Source organism: Pseudomonas sp. Eqa60 (assembly GCF_018326405.1).
GTDB classification, from domain to species: Bacteria; Pseudomonadota; Gammaproteobacteria; order Pseudomonadales; family Pseudomonadaceae; genus Aquipseudomonas; species Aquipseudomonas protegens.
Genome location: NZ_AP024342.1, coordinates 761359 through 774145, shown reverse-complemented (window position 1 = coordinate 774145; position 12787 = coordinate 761359). Strand labels below are relative to the sequence as shown.

16 protein-coding genes are annotated in these 12787 nt (G+C 66.7%); 12 read left to right on the top strand and 4 right to left on the bottom strand.

Going from position 1 to position 12787, the window contains the following annotated elements; translation table 11 throughout:
- Nucleotides 1-47 precede the first annotated feature (47 nt).
- Genes KI242_RS03405 through KI242_RS03380 form a run of 6 tightly spaced genes read left to right on the top strand, consistent with a single transcriptional unit; the run spans nt 48 to nt 3783 of the window.
- The gene (locus KI242_RS03405) at nt 48-644 is read left to right on the top strand and encodes a MarC family protein (protein ID WP_212805901.1); all 597 of its coding nucleotides are present in this window, start codon (nt 48-50) and stop codon (nt 642-644) included.
- A gap of 38 nt (nt 645-682) precedes the next feature.
- Nucleotides 683-1591 carry a hypothetical protein gene (locus KI242_RS03400; protein ID WP_072443981.1) on the top strand — a complete coding sequence of 303 codons (909 nt, stop codon included), beginning with the start codon at nt 683-685 and terminating at the stop codon, nt 1589-1591.
- Nucleotides 1592-1594: 3 nt separating this feature from the next.
- Nucleotides 1595-2272, top strand: coding sequence for a hypothetical protein (locus KI242_RS03395; RefSeq protein ID WP_015633991.1), 678 nt, complete (start codon nt 1595-1597; stop codon nt 2270-2272).
- A 33-nt stretch (nt 2273-2305) separates the two neighbouring features.
- Nucleotides 2306-2758 (top strand): hypothetical protein, encoded by a 453-nt coding sequence (locus tag KI242_RS03390; RefSeq protein ID WP_072451995.1) that lies wholly within the window; start codon nt 2306-2308, stop codon nt 2756-2758.
- 27 nt (nt 2759-2785) lie between these two features.
- Nucleotides 2786-3331 (top strand): CPCC family cysteine-rich protein, encoded by a 546-nt coding sequence (locus tag KI242_RS03385; protein WP_065364912.1) that lies wholly within the window; start codon nt 2786-2788, stop codon nt 3329-3331.
- Nucleotides 3328-3783: an SMI1/KNR4 family protein gene (locus KI242_RS03380; RefSeq protein ID WP_103290417.1), complete on the top strand. Its 456-nt coding sequence runs from the start codon at nt 3328-3330 to the stop codon at nt 3781-3783. Before KI242_RS03385 ends, KI242_RS03380 begins: the two co-directional genes overlap by 4 nt.
- Nucleotides 3784-3837: 54 nt before the next feature.
- Here the strand turns inward: KI242_RS03380 and cobJ are convergent, their stop codons facing one another.
- Genes cobJ through cobG form a run of 4 tightly spaced genes read right to left on the bottom strand, consistent with a single transcriptional unit; the run spans nt 3838 to nt 8222 of the window.
- Nucleotides 3838-5559: a precorrin-3B C(17)-methyltransferase gene (cobJ, locus tag KI242_RS03375; RefSeq protein WP_212805900.1), complete on the bottom strand. Its 1722-nt coding sequence runs from the start codon at nt 5557-5559 to the stop codon at nt 3838-3840.
- Nucleotides 5559-6290 carry a precorrin-2 C(20)-methyltransferase gene (locus KI242_RS03370; protein ID WP_015633986.1) on the bottom strand — a complete coding sequence of 244 codons (732 nt, stop codon included), beginning with the start codon at nt 6288-6290 and terminating at the stop codon, nt 5559-5561. Before KI242_RS03370 ends, cobJ begins: the two co-directional genes overlap by 1 nt.
- On the bottom strand, nt 6290-6916 hold the full coding sequence (locus KI242_RS03365; protein ID WP_053156147.1) for a precorrin-8X methylmutase: 627 nt from the start codon (nt 6914-6916) through the stop codon (nt 6290-6292). Before KI242_RS03365 ends, KI242_RS03370 begins: the two co-directional genes overlap by 1 nt.
- Nucleotides 6909-8222, bottom strand: coding sequence for a precorrin-3B synthase (cobG, locus tag KI242_RS03360; protein WP_169893062.1), 1314 nt, complete (start codon nt 8220-8222; stop codon nt 6909-6911). Before cobG ends, KI242_RS03365 begins: the two co-directional genes overlap by 8 nt.
- A 138-nt stretch (nt 8223-8360) precedes the next feature.
- On the opposite strand from cobG, the gene KI242_RS03355 reads away from it, so the two are divergent.
- From KI242_RS03355 to KI242_RS03330, 6 genes are all read left to right on the top strand, one after another.
- Entirely contained in the window at nt 8361-9575 is a 1215-nt protein-coding gene (locus tag KI242_RS03355) for a bifunctional cobalt-precorrin-7 (C(5))-methyltransferase/cobalt-precorrin-6B (C(15))-methyltransferase (protein WP_053156141.1), read from the top strand.
- Nucleotides 9576-9668: 93 nt separating this feature from the next.
- Complete coding sequence (locus KI242_RS03350; RefSeq protein WP_053156138.1) at nt 9669-10766, top strand: cobalt-precorrin-5B (C(1))-methyltransferase; 1098 nt, start codon at nt 9669-9671, stop codon at nt 10764-10766.
- Nucleotides 10763-11491, top strand: coding sequence for a cobalt-precorrin-6A reductase (locus KI242_RS03345; RefSeq protein ID WP_011059022.1), 729 nt, complete (start codon nt 10763-10765; stop codon nt 11489-11491). The genes KI242_RS03350 and KI242_RS03345 overlap by 4 nt, the downstream gene beginning before the upstream one ends.
- A gap of 183 nt (nt 11492-11674) precedes the next feature.
- Entirely contained in the window at nt 11675-11977 is a 303-nt protein-coding gene (locus KI242_RS03340; RefSeq protein ID WP_194237384.1) for a type II toxin-antitoxin system RelE/ParE family toxin, read from the top strand.
- Between the two features lie 3 nt (nt 11978-11980).
- Nucleotides 11981-12271: an addiction module antidote protein gene (locus tag KI242_RS03335; protein WP_011059020.1), complete on the top strand. Its 291-nt coding sequence runs from the start codon at nt 11981-11983 to the stop codon at nt 12269-12271.
- A 100-nt stretch (nt 12272-12371) separates the two neighbouring features.
- A complete protein-coding gene (locus tag KI242_RS03330; protein WP_161466589.1) occupies nt 12372-12770 on the top strand; it encodes a DUF2946 domain-containing protein in 399 nt (132 codons plus the stop codon).
- Nucleotides 12771-12787: the final 17 nt, after the last annotated feature.

Genomic DNA, 12787 nt, shown 5'->3' with positions numbered 1-12787 from the left:
CGCCTGTTAAACTCTCGCTCGCCCTCCTTTAGTCGTGAGCTCCCACCATGCTCCACGTGCTGTTCAGCGTTTACCTGAAGATGCTGGTGCTCTACAGCCCCTTCTTCGTGCTCTCGTGCTTCATCAGCCTGACCCGCGGCTATTCGCTCAAGGAGCGCCGGCGCCTGGCCTGGAAAGTGGCCCTGGCGACCCTGGTCTCCAGCATCCTGCTGTACCTGTTCGGCCGGGTGATCTTCGGCGTGTTCGGCATCACCGTGGACGCCTTCCGCATCGGTGCCGGCAGCGTGCTGTTCATCTCTGCCCTGGGCATGGCCCAGGGCAAATCGGCGGTGCAGACCGACAACGTGCAGCAGGACGTGACCATAGTCCCGCTGACCATTCCCCTGACCGTGGGCCCGGGCACCATCGGCGCCCTGCTGGTGATGGGCGTCAGCCAGCCGCACTGGGACGACAAGCTCACCGCCATCCTCAGCATCGCCCTGGCCAGCCTCACCGTGGGGGTGGTGCTGTACCTGTCCAACCGCATCGAACGCATCCTCGGCGAGCAGGGCTTGCAGATCGTCAGCCGGTTGATGGGGCTGTTCGTCTGCGCCCTGGCGGCGCAGATCATCTTCACCGGGGTCAGGGGCTACCTGGTCCCTTAGGGCCCCGGCCACCCTCCCATCAAGCGACAGGCAACGGAATGCAGACTCTTCAACGACCCACTGGCACGGGCCCCGTCGCCGCGCGCGCCCTGTGCCTTGCGCAGATCGGGCGCGGCCTGGCCTGCCTGCTGGCCGGGCTCCTGCTCATGCCCCTCCCGGCACTGGCTGGCGAATCGCCCCAGGCCAAGCTCGAGGCCTGGCTGAACAAGACCAGTGAATCCATTGAGCGCTTTGGCGACTTCAAGGTGTACCACCGTCGGGACGGCAGCAGCCCCCGGGAAATCACCTACAAGGGCCAGCTCTATCGGCCGCTGAACGCCTGGCAGATCACCGATGTAAAACCCACCGGGGCGACCCGGGGCGGGCAACCGGTACTGCTGGCCACCACCATCGAATGGATGGGCGTCGGCACGGTGCTGATCGCCGTGCAGAACGACACGCCCCTGGCCCGCATCCTCAGCCCGGTCAAGAGCAAGAGCGAACCCGACTGGGGCCAGCCGCAACCCGGACGCAGCGACCTGCTGCTGTTTCCCGAGGGCGCGCGGGCCCTGGTGCCCTCCACCGGGCAAGTGCTGTGGTTCGACGAGCGGCTGCCCGGCTGGGGGTTCTCCCACTACGCCATGCTGGTGTCGGTGTCGCCGGACAACAGCAGTGCTGCGTTCCTCGGCAAGGAAGGGCTGCTGCTCAGTTCGGCGGAGCAGGGCGTGTATGCCCAGTTGCCGATCAGCAAGGAGCTGAACCTGAGCCAGCTCTGGCCCCTGTTCAACCAAGCCGGCGACCGCGCGCGAAAGGCCCTGGACGAAGGCCGGCGCATTGACCAGAGCCGCCTGCATCACGCCTTGCAGGTGGACTGGGTCGGCCGCCAGTTCAGCTGGCAGCAGGTGCAGGGAAGCTGGCAGCTCAAGGGGCTGGGCCTGAACTCCAGCCCGCTGAAGAAGGAGCATTGAGTGATGACCGTTCTACGTCCATGGCCCGCCCGACAGCTGCTGCAACTGACTACGGCCATGGTGCTGGCCGGTTGCGCCAGCCATGGCAGCGAGCAACCCAGCGATATACGCACCGAGCACGCCAAGGCCTCAGACGCGGTGCTGGAGCTTGAAGTCAGCTTCGCCAAAGCGCCGGACTACAAGCCTGAAACCCGCGGCCCCTATGCATCCAGCCAGTACGTGAAGATCGAGGGCGCACCGGCCCTGGAGATACCCTTCTACCAAAAAGGTATCGGCTTCGAACTGGGCGTGGTGGGTGACCCGCGGGCGCTGCTGGCCCTGCCCTACCCTTCGCCCAAGGCCGACTCATCGAGCAAGAACCTGCGGGTCATCGGCCAACGCCTGGACAGCACCCGCTACCGTTTTGTAGTGCTGCCGCTGTCGGGCTGGAACAGCCTCGACAGCTTCGAGGTGGCCTTCGCCCACAACGACCGGCGCGAGGCCATGACCTTCACCTACAGCACGCAAGTGGCCTGCAACAGCAGCTTTGCGGTGACCACGCCGACCTACGGTTTCGCTATGTCGGTGGAGGCGCGCTTTCCCAAGGGCGTCCAGGGTTGCCTCAAGGCCTGTGATGCACGCCCCGAGTACGCCGGGCAATGCGCCTACAACTCCGGTTTTCGCCAGGTCTCGAACCTGTAGACCCCCCCTTCCAGCAGGAGCAGGAACCACCCAATGCCCTACAGCGCCGATGCCGCTTTCATTCAGGAACAATGGCTGGGCGGGTGTTTCCCCCGGGAAAACACCCTGGTCCTCGGCAGCGGATTCTACTGCCTGTTCGACCTGCCCTATGAACATCCCCGGCTGATCAACAACGTCTGGATGCCGGCCCTGGACTATCCCCAACAGGATGAGCCTGACTTCGTCACCACCCTGGGCTTGTGCACCGACGGTCCACAGTCGTTCTATGCCCGGGGTGGGGAGACGGCAGGCTACGGCGGCGATGGCTTCCTGGCCTTGCAGGAAAAAGGCTCGGATGCACTGATCTGGCTGATTGCCCTGCGGGACACCAACCCCTTCAACCGGGTAGAGATCCAGGACCAGTACCTCCATGGCGAATCGACCTCCGGGGTCAGGGTACGAATACCCATTCAGCGCCCTGACCAATTGACCCTGACCTGGCCCTGAACCGCCCCCTCGAAAAGCCGAGCCCCCATGGAAAAACTCACCGCCAACGCAGCCATCGACCTTCTGAGCCGCCACAGGTTGCCCGGCCTCGACGCCGCCGCGCGCTTCTCCCACCTCCTGAACTGGTGGGGAATAGACAGCGACGACCTTGAATTCGCGGCACTTGCACCCAGCCTGCAACAACAGATCCTGACCCAACCGGAGCCCCCGCAAGAGGTGCAAGACCCACGCTACGACGCGCTGCTGCTGATCGCCCTGCGCGCCGAATATCGCGGCGTGACCCACCTGTACCTGAGGCGCTGCCTGCGTGAAGCCGGGCTGGGTGACTACACCGTCAGCGCGAACATCGAGTGCCTGGAGGCCTGCCCCTGCTGCGGCTACCTGACCCTGGGCGCACGAGGCGAATACGAGATCTGCGACCTGTGCCACTGGGAAGACGACGGCAGCGAAGCGCTGGATGTGCCGAGCGGGCCGAACCATAAAACCCTGGGCCAGGCCCGGGAACAATTCACCCGCGACATGAACCATCTGCCGCTGGACAAATGGCCACGCGCCACCGAGTACCCGGCATGATTCCAGCGCCACTGATTGCCCTGATCGAAGCCCAGCCCCGCTACCGCCCGCTTCCTGAAAGCGCCGAGGTCACCCTGGCGCTGGAAACCCTGGGCATTGCCCCGGACAGCGAGTTCGCACAGATCTACCTGGCCTGCCACCCCGCCGATTTCAGCAGCCGCGTCAGCGACGAAGTGCTCCTCGACATTGCCGGGCCCGGCGAGGAAGTTCGCATGGGCACCGAGTTCATCCATGAGGTCTGGGAGCTGCCAGAGAACTTTGTGGCCTTCACCTCATTGCAAGGCGAAGGCGGCTACTTGCTGGACAAGGACAGCGGCGGCGTCTGGGATTTCGACCTGGGCGACTGGGAAGCTTTCGTCGCCGGCCGCATCCCCGCCAGATGGGCCGGCTTCTTCGAATTCATCACCTGGCTGCTGACCGCCAAGGATGAGGATGAGGACCCTGCGCGCTAGAAGCCGCTGCCGACGATGGCGATCTTACGAGCGCCTTCGCCGGCAAGCCGGCTCCTACAAGGGTTTATTGCCGTACCAGCGCGGGGTGTACACCCAGTCGCCGCCCCCGGCCCGGGGGAAGACGCAGGTGGTGGAGGAACCCACCAGCACCATGGTGCGCATGTCCACCTGCTCCGGGGTCAGCTCGCCCAGGGTGATGACCCGCAGGGTCTGGCCCGGGCGGCCAATGTCGCGCCCCAATACCACAGGCGTTTGCGGCGTACGGTGCTGGCGCACGATCTCCAGGGCCCGGCCCAGTTGCCAGGGCCGCGAGCGGGAAATCGGGTTGTAGAAGGCCAGGGCCAGATCCGCCTGGGAGGCGAGGTCCAGGCGCTTCTCGATGATGTCCCAGGGTTTGAGATTGTCCGACAGCGACAGCACGCAGAAGTCATGGCCCAGAGGCGCACCGGCCTGTGCCGCGGTAGCCAGGGAGGCGGAGACGCCCGGGAGGATCTCCAGATCGACGCTGTGCCAGGCCGGGTCGCTGGATTCGTGCAGGGCTTCGAGCACCGCCGCGGCCATGGCGAACACTCCCGGGTCGCCGGACGACACCACCACCACCGAACGGCCCTGGGCCGCCAGCTCGAAGGCGTGACGGGCGCGCTGCATCTCTTCGCGGTTATCGGTGCAGTGCATCACCTGGTCGGCGCGAAACGGACCGGCCATGCGCACGTAGGTTTCATAACCGAGAATGTCGTTGGCCCGGGCCAGTTCGGCTTTCACTGCCGGCACCATCAGCTCGGCGGCGCCAGGGCCGAGGCCGATCACGGCAAGGCGCCCACGGGGGCGGCCAATCTGCTCCGGGTCCAGGGGCTGGCTGGCCACAGCAATGGCGATGTCCTCGCCCACCTTCAGCGGCGGCAGCAATTGCGGCACGGCCTGTTGCGCCAGTTCGGCGACACTGTCGGCGGCCGGCAGGAAACGCAACGGTACGCCCAGTTGCGCCGCTGCCTGGTGCAGGGCACGGTCGGCCATGTCGCGGTCAGCGGCCAGCAGGCACGCCACCGACTGCACCGCGATGCGCGCCTGATGCAAAGCCTGGCGGATGTGGGTGGCCAGGTCGCTATCAGCTTCGCCGGCCAGTCGCTGCCCACGGCAGGCAACCAGCACGCTGCGGGGGTAGATCAACAGTTCATTGGCCACGGGCTCGCGCTCGGCTGAACCGACCCGGATGGTCAGGCGGGCCTGGTCGTCCTCGGGCAGCTTCGCTGCGGCCAGCCAGGGTGCTGCGCCTTCGATGCGCACGCTTTCGCCACCCAGCAGGTCGGAGACGAATCGCTTGCCCAGCTCCAGGTCGCCCAGCGCATAACCGCTGGGCGGGTTGAGCAGGCAAGTGCCGAAGCGCAATTCACCACTGGTGGTAATGGCCGCCACCACGCCAAGGCCGGCGGCGATTTCCCGGGCCATGAGATTGACCCCGCCCAGGCCGCCCAGCAGCGGCACCACGGCGCTGCCGTCTTCGGCCACCGCCAGCACCGGCGGCTCGGCGCCCTTTTCCAGCAGCAGCGGCGCCAGGGTGCGGATCACGATGCCGGCCGCACACAGGGCGATGATGGGCGTGTCCTGCTGATAGAGCTGGCGCAGGGTCGCGCCGAATTCGTGGTAGACCCGGTCGGCGCCTTCGACCCGTTCCGCCAGACCGTGGATCAACGAGTCGGGATACAGCCGCTGGATCTGCCGTGCGGTGTCGAGGCTGCCTTGGCCAAGGATGACGATGGCCGGAGTTGAACGGGCCATCAGCCTTGCCACCTTTCGCCGGGAACGATGATCAGCGAGAAGTACGGCGAGGACATCGGCTCCACGTCATCCAGCGGCACGATCTTCTGGTTGGCCATGGTGGCGCGCTCGACGTACAGCGCACGCCGCGCCAGCCCCAGTTCTTCCAGGACCTGGCGCACCTTGGGGAAGTTGCGCCCCAGCTTCATCACCACCGCCGCATCGGCGTCCGCCAGGCGACGCTTGAGTTCCTCATGGGGCAGCACCCCGGAAAGCACCGACAGGCTCTGGTTGCGATACACCAACGGCGCGCCCAGCACCGAAGCGCCGCCCAGCATCGAGCACACCCCCGGCACCACTTCGGCCTGGTAACGCTCGGCCAACCGGTCGTGCAGGTACATGTAGGAGCCGTAGAAGAACGGGTCGCCTTCGCAGATCACCGCCACGTCGCGGCCGGCGTCCAGGTGCTGCGCCAGCTCCTCGCTGGCGCTGTCGTAGAAGTCGCTGATCACTTGTTCGTAGGACAGCGGCGCCGGCAGCACCTCGGTGGTGACCGGGTACACCAGGGGCAGCAGGGTCTGGGCCTGTTGCAGATGCCCTTCGATGATGCCGAAGGCATTGCCCTTCTTGCCCTTGGCCACGAAGTAGGCCACCACCGGTGATTCGCGCAGCAGGCGCAGGGCCTTCACAGTAATCAGTTCCGGGTCACCGGGGCCCACGCCAAGGCCGATCAAACGTCCGGGCTGCTGCATCATTCGACCTCCGTGGCCAGGGCATTGACCGCAGCCGCCGCCATGGCGCTGCCGCCCAGGCGGCCCTGCATGATCACGAAGGGCACCCCACGGCTGTCGGCGGCGAGCATCGCCTTGGATTCGGCGGCACCGACGAAGCCCACCGGGAAGCCGAGGATCAGCGCCGGTTTCGGCGCGCCCGCATCGAGCATTTCCAGCAGGTAGAACAAGGCCGTGGGCGCGTTGCCGATCACCACCACGCTGCCTTCCAGGTGCGGGCGCCACAGCTCCAGGGCCGCAGCGGAACGGGTGTTGCCCAGCTCCCGGGCCAGCGCTGGCACGCTGTCGTCGCGCAGGGTGCAGATCACCTGGTTGTTGGCCGGCAAGCGGGCCCGGGTAATACCCTCGGAAACCATGCGCGCATCGCAGAGAATCGGTGCACCGGCCGCCAGGGCATGGCGCCCGGCCTTGCCGGCGCCCTCGGAAAACTGCAGGCCATCGACGGCCTCGACCATGCCGCAGGCATGGATCACCCGCACGGCGAGTTTCTCCAGGTCGGCGGGAATGCGCTCCAGCCGGGCTTCTTCGCGAATGATCGCGAAGGAGTTGCGATAGATCTCCTGACCGTCGCGGATGTAATCAAGCATCAAGGTTGCTCCGTGGGCGGGCATCGAGCAATGCCTCTGCCGCTTCAATAGAAAGGTTGCGTGCGTGCAGCGTGCCGAAACCCGGCTGCGTTGCATCGCGCAAATACAAGTCATAGCGCCCTGGGGCCACCGCCAGCAGGGTGGCCGGCGCCACATGAGCGGCGGCGCAGGAACGCGGGCAGGCGGACAGGTGCACATCCAGTTGGCGGCCATGGCGCTGGAGCAGTCCTGCCAGTTGCAGGGCGTCGCTTTTGGTATCGGCCAGGGCCTTGCCGCAACCACTGGAACCGGTGCAGGCAATCAAGTGAGCCAAGGCCTGTTGCGGGCTGCACAGCAGGCCCAGTTGTTCCAGGGCTGCAGTGGCCGCCGGCGCATCCGCCGCGGCGATCGAGGGCAGCAGCAGGCTCTGCCAGGGGGTCAGGCGCAGGCTGGCGTCGCCGTACTGTCGGGCCAATTGCGCCGCGCCCTTGAGCATGGCCGGATCGAGCCGCCCCAGGGGCGTGCCCGCGCCAACATAGACCTGCCCGGGCGCAGCCTGTGGATAAGTACCGATGTGCAGCCCGGCGTCACTGGCCTGGCGCCGCCAGCCACCGATATTCAACAGCGGCCGGCTCAGGCGGGGCTCCAGTTGAGCGAGGAAATCCTCCCGCGACATGTCCATCAGCAGGTGACGCATGCGCGTCTGTTCCGGCCGCGCCAGGTCGAGAAACAGCTCCAGCACGGCCACCAGCAGCTCGTGGCCTTGGTCCTGCGCCACCGCCGCCAGGGGTTCATCCACCGGGCAGCCAGCCAGCCCGAACGCCAGCAGCCCCTGGCCGTCGCGCTCAAGGGCCGACAGCCACAGGTCATGGTGATGTTCGAGCATGGCCAGGGCTTCGCCACCGTCGAGCTGTACGGCGAACTTGGCCGACAGTTGGTGAAAGCGCGGATGGCCCTGCAAGGTGTCGAGAATCTGTGCGGCCAGGGGCCGGGTATCCATCAAGCACTGCCGATCGATCCCGGCGCAGGGGCTGAGCATCAGGTTGCGCACATCGTCACCGGCGGCAGTAGTCGGCCCAAGCCCGGCAGCCAGCAGTGCGGCGATCAGTGCCTGATGCTCCGGGCCGATGCCGCGAATCTGCAGGTTGGCGCGGTTGGTGGCCTCGATCACGCCACCGGCGTAAGCCTGCGCCGCCTCGGCCACTGCCACGGCCTGCTCCGCGCTGATGACGCCGCCAGCCAGCTTGATCCGGCAGATGCCACCGTCCAGCGCCGGGACGATGCGCAGCAACCCCGGGCAGGCCGAGGGGCGGATGGCAGTGGACATCGAGCGTTCGTTCAAGGGGGTGACCGGCCGTGTGGGAAAAGCGCTTCGTCAGCGAAGGCGCGGTATTATGCCTGCTTTGTCCGAAGGCATGAAAAGCCTGCCTGTCGGAACAACAGGTTTTGCGTTCGAGGAATAGAGATGTCGCCCTGGCTGACAGTAGTGGGAATCGGTGAAGACGGCTTCAAGGGCCTGGGCAGAAATGCCCGGCATGCCCTGCTGGGCGCATCAAAGATCGTCGGCGCCCAACGCCAGCTGGACCTGCTGCCACCCTGCATCCGTGGCCAGCGCCAGCTGTGGCCCAGCCCGTTTTCCCTGGAGCCGGTGCTGAGCCAGCGTGGTGCTGCAGTCTGCGTCCTGGCCAGCGGTGACCCCATGCTGTTCGGCGTTGGCGCCAGCCTGGCGCGGCAGCTGCCCGCAGAGGAAATCCAGGTACTGTCCTTTCCTTCGTCCTATTCCCTGGCGGCTGCGCGCCTGGGCTGGCCTTTGCAGGAGGTGATCACGCTCTCTGTGGTCGCGCGGCCGATCAGCGCACTCAGCGCCCAACTGTCCGGCGGGGTACGCCTGCTGGTGCTGAGCAATGACGGCCACAGCCCGGCCGCCATCGCCGGCCTGCTGCGCGAGCGCGGTTTCGGCCCGAGCCGGATCAGCGTGCTGGAACACCTGGGCGGCCCCCTGGAGCGGCGCATCGACGGCACCGCCAATGACTGGGCCGACCCGGCAATCGCCGACCTCAACCTGCTGGCCATCGAATGCCTCGCCGAAGCCAGCACCCCGCGCCTGTCGCGGCTCGCCGGCCTGCCGGACTCGGCCTTTCGCCACGACGGCCAGTTGACCAAGCGCGACGTGCGGGCCATGACCCTGGCGCGCCTGGCACCGGTGCCCGGCGAGCTGCTCTGGGACGTGGGTGCCGGCAGCGGCTCCATCGGCATCGAGTGGATGCGTACCCACCCCAGCTGCCGCGCCCTAGCCATCGAGGCCGACGACGGCCGCCAGCAATTGATCGAACACAACCGCGAGGTACTCGGCGTGCCCGGGCTGCAACTGATACGCGGCCGCGCGCCCCAGGCACTGGCCGGGCTGGAACGCCCGGATGCGATCTTCATCGGTGGCGGCGTGACCCGCGTAGGCGTGCTGCAGGCCTGCTGGGAACAACTCAAGCCCGGCGGGCGCCTGGTGGCCAATGCCGTGACCCTGCAAAGCGAAATGACCCTGATGGACTGGCGAGAACGCCACGGCGGCGAGCTGACCCGCATTCACATCGCCCAGGCCCAGCCACTGGGAGAGTTCGACACCTGGCGCCAGGCCCTGCCGATCACCCTGCTGGACCTGCACAAGCCCCGGGACCTGCCATGAACCTTGCAGGTGCGGGCTTGCTCGCGAATACGTCCGCCCAAGAGACCGAAGTACGCCCTTGGCGAGCAAGCTCGCCCCTTCGAGGGCTGGGACATGCGTGAAGAAACAGCGGAACAGCCCGCGCCCCTGCGCAGCGGCCTGACCACCGGCAGTTGCGCCACCGCCACCAGCCTGGCCGCCGCGCGCCTGCTGCTCGAGGGCAGCAATGCCGACGCGGTGCAGATCATCCTGCCCAAGGGCAAGCAGGTGCAGATGCGCCTGGAATTCTGCCGCCACACCGCCGACGGCGCCGAAGCCGGCACTATCAAGGACGCCGGCGACGATCCGGACGTGACCCACGGCGCCCTGCTGTACTCCCGGGTGCGCCTGACCCCTGAACCGGGCATTCGCTTCGTCGCCGGTCAGGGCGTCGGCACCGTGACCCGCCCCGGCCTGGTGCTGGCGGTGGGCGAGCCGGCGATCAATCCCGTACCGCGCCGGATGATCGGCGAGCACCTGCAACGGCTCGCCGAAGAACGGGCCTACCCCGGCGGTTTCGAGGTCACGGTGAACGTCGAGGGCGGAGCGGAACTGGCCCTGAAAACCATGAACCCGCGCCTGGGGATTCTTGGCGGGCTGTCGATCCTGGGCACTAGCGGCATCGTCCGGCCCTTCTCCTGCGCGGCCTACATCGCTTCGATCCATCAAGGCATCGACGTGGCCAAAACCAATGGCTACCTGCACATCGCCGCCTGCACCGGCAACGCCAGCGAAGACACCATGCGCCGGGTCTACGAGCTGCCGGAAATCGCCCTGATCGAAATGGGCGACTTCGTCGGCGCGGTGCTCAAGCACTTGCGCAAAGTACCGGTGGATAAACTCAGCCTGTGCGGCGGCTTCGGCAAGATCAGCAAGCTGGCCGCCGGGCACATGGACTTGCACAGCCGCCACTCCAGTATCGACCTGCCGCAACTGGCGCAATGGGCCGCCGATGCGGGGGCCGACCCAGCCCTGCAACAGGCGATCCGCCAAGCCAATACCAGCCAGCAGGCATTGGCCATGGCCAGCGCCGCCGGAGTCGCGCTGGGCGATGCGGTATGCCGGCACGCCCTGGATTTCGCCCGCAGCGTGGTGCCGCCCCAGGTCCAGGTAGAGGTCTTTGCCATCGACCGCCAGGGCGGCATCGTCGGCCACGCCGGAGGTTTCCAATGACCCGTATCCTGCTGCTGGGCGGGGTCACCGAGGCCCTGGCCATCGCCCGCACCCTGGGCCCGGAACATATCTACAGCCTGGCCGGGGTCGGCCGGGTGCCCGGTGACCTGCGGTGCCAGGTACGGGTCGGCGGCTACGGCGGCGCCGAGGGCCTGGCGCGCTTTATCCGCGAGCAGCGGATCGGCCTGCTGCTGGATGCCACCCACCCCTACGCAGCACAGATCAGCGCCAATGCCGTGGCCGCCGCGAAGAGCGCTGGCGTGCCCTGCTGGGCCTTGCGGCGCCCGGCCTGGCAGCCTCAACCGGGTGACGACTGGCGCGAGATCGACGGCTGGGCGCAACTGGTGGAGGCCCTGCGCCCCTTCAAGCGGCCACTGTTCACCCTGGGCCGCGAGCCCCTGCAGCACCTGGATGAAATTCCCCCCGGGCAATTCTGGACCCTGCGCGCCCTGGAGGCCTGCCCGGGCAACGAGCACTGCGAAGTCATAGGTGCCCGCGGGCCGTTCCTGATCGAAGACGAGCGGCAGTTGTTCGCCCGCCGGCAGATCGACGTGCTGATCAGCAAGAACAGTGGCAGCAGCGCCACCGAACCCAAGCTGGAAGTGGCCCGCGAGCGCGGGCTGCCGGTGCTGGTACTCAAGCGTCCGGACCTGCCCGAAACGGATCGCAATTTCAGCAGCACGGCCCAGTTGCTGCTGGCCCTGGGCTTGCCGGATAAAGCCTGACAGACAAAACCATCGCGCCCCACAGCAACATGGGAAACCCCTGGCAGCGCGCGCCAACTCCTTGCTTTAGCCTTCCTTGAACAGCCTCAGTGACGCCGGCGCCGGGCAGGACCGCCTGTCGCTTCACTGGGTTTTTCGCGGGCAAATGGGTTGCCGCGACGTATCCCAAGGAATACATTTTCCATGTTCGTTTTCGAGCAGACTCCTGAGTTCAGCCGCTGGCTGCTGAACCTGAAGGACCCGCAAGGGAAAACCCGTGTACTGGCCAGGATCCGCGCCGCACAGCTGGGCCGTTTTGGCGACTGCGAACCTGTGGGCGAAGGCGTCCACGAGATGCGCATCCACCGTGGCCCGGGTTACCGGGTGTACTTCTCGCGCCGCGGCAAAGTGATCTACCTGCTGTTGATCGGCGGCGACAAGGCCACCCAGAAACGCGATATCCAACGGGCCAGTCAACTGGCCTGCGACCTCAAGAGCGAGGGCTGAAACATGCGCACCCCAGTGACCCGCTTCGACGCGGCGGAGTACCTCAAGACCCCTGAAGACATGGTCGCCTACCTCGACGCCTGCTTCGAGGAAGACACCGGCGACGGCGTGCTGATCCGCGCCGCACTCAACGACATTGCCCGTGCCCGCGGCATGACCCAGGTCGCCCGTGACACCGGCCTGGGCCGCGAAAGCCTGTACAAGGCCCTCGGCAGCCAGGGCAACCCGGAGTTCGCGACTATCATCAAGGTGATGAAGGCCCTGGGGTTGAAGATCAACGTCAGCAACGCCTGAACCGCTCCTGCGACACCACACCGCACACGGTGTTTTTTTACTTATCCACAGCGATCAGGCTAAATACCCGCCTGATCGCTCAACCGACGGATCGCCCACCATGTCCCGACAACGGCTCGCATTTGCCTGGATCGCCTGCTTCGCAGTGCTGTTCAACATGCTTGCCATGCCGCTTTCCGGGGCCATGCAGCGCAGCGATTCGGGGCTGGAGGAGCAACTGCTGTGGGGCAGCTTCTGCTCCTCCACCGGCACCAAGCTGGTGGCCATTTCCCTGGGCAAGCTCGATCAGCAAGCGCCGCAGAACGACGACCATTCCACCATGCAGCACTGCTGGTGCTGCTCCGGCTCGCCGCCGCTGGTGGCCTTGCCCGGGCACGTTCCCCAGCTGTCTTTCACCCGCTTCGCAGTCCAGCCGGGCGCACCGCAACCGCAGGTAGAACGGCTCACCCTGCGCCAGCAATGGCCCAGCCTGAACCCCGGTGCCCCGCCTCTGGCATGATTCCCTTTCGCAAGTGA

Excerpts from the sequence above, each read along its gene's own strand:
- KI242_RS03340 (WP_194237384.1), top strand. The coding sequence starts at position 11,675 with ATGTTCGTTTTCGAGCAGACTCCTGAGTTCAGCCGCTGGCTGCTGAAC.
- cobJ (WP_212805900.1), bottom strand. The coding sequence starts at position 5,559 with ATGGCCCGTTCAACTCCGGCCATCGTCATCCTTGGCCAAGGCAGCCTC.
- KI242_RS03335 (WP_011059020.1), top strand. The coding sequence starts at position 11,981 with ATGCGCACCCCAGTGACCCGCTTCGACGCGGCGGAGTACCTCAAGACC.
- cobG (WP_169893062.1), bottom strand. The coding sequence starts at position 8,222 with ATGTCCACTGCCATCCGCCCCTCGGCCTGCCCGGGGTTGCTGCGCATC.
- KI242_RS03395 (WP_015633991.1), top strand. The coding sequence starts at position 1,595 with ATGACCGTTCTACGTCCATGGCCCGCCCGACAGCTGCTGCAACTGACT.
- KI242_RS03350 (WP_053156138.1), top strand. The coding sequence starts at position 9,669 with ATGCGTGAAGAAACAGCGGAACAGCCCGCGCCCCTGCGCAGCGGCCTG.
- KI242_RS03355 (WP_053156141.1), top strand. The coding sequence starts at position 8,361 with ATGTCGCCCTGGCTGACAGTAGTGGGAATCGGTGAAGACGGCTTCAAG.
- KI242_RS03390 (WP_072451995.1), top strand. The coding sequence starts at position 2,306 with ATGCCCTACAGCGCCGATGCCGCTTTCATTCAGGAACAATGGCTGGGC.
- KI242_RS03330 (WP_161466589.1), top strand. The coding sequence starts at position 12,372 with ATGTCCCGACAACGGCTCGCATTTGCCTGGATCGCCTGCTTCGCAGTG.
- KI242_RS03400 (WP_072443981.1), top strand. The coding sequence starts at position 683 with ATGCAGACTCTTCAACGACCCACTGGCACGGGCCCCGTCGCCGCGCGC.
- KI242_RS03370 (WP_015633986.1), bottom strand. The coding sequence starts at position 6,290 with ATGCAGCAGCCCGGACGTTTGATCGGCCTTGGCGTGGGCCCCGGTGAC.
- KI242_RS03385 (WP_065364912.1), top strand. The coding sequence starts at position 2,786 with ATGGAAAAACTCACCGCCAACGCAGCCATCGACCTTCTGAGCCGCCAC.
- KI242_RS03380 (WP_103290417.1), top strand. The coding sequence starts at position 3,328 with ATGATTCCAGCGCCACTGATTGCCCTGATCGAAGCCCAGCCCCGCTAC.
- KI242_RS03405 (WP_212805901.1), top strand. The coding sequence starts at position 48 with ATGCTCCACGTGCTGTTCAGCGTTTACCTGAAGATGCTGGTGCTCTAC.
- KI242_RS03345 (WP_011059022.1), top strand. The coding sequence starts at position 10,763 with ATGACCCGTATCCTGCTGCTGGGCGGGGTCACCGAGGCCCTGGCCATC.
- KI242_RS03365 (WP_053156147.1), bottom strand. The coding sequence starts at position 6,916 with ATGCTTGATTACATCCGCGACGGTCAGGAGATCTATCGCAACTCCTTC.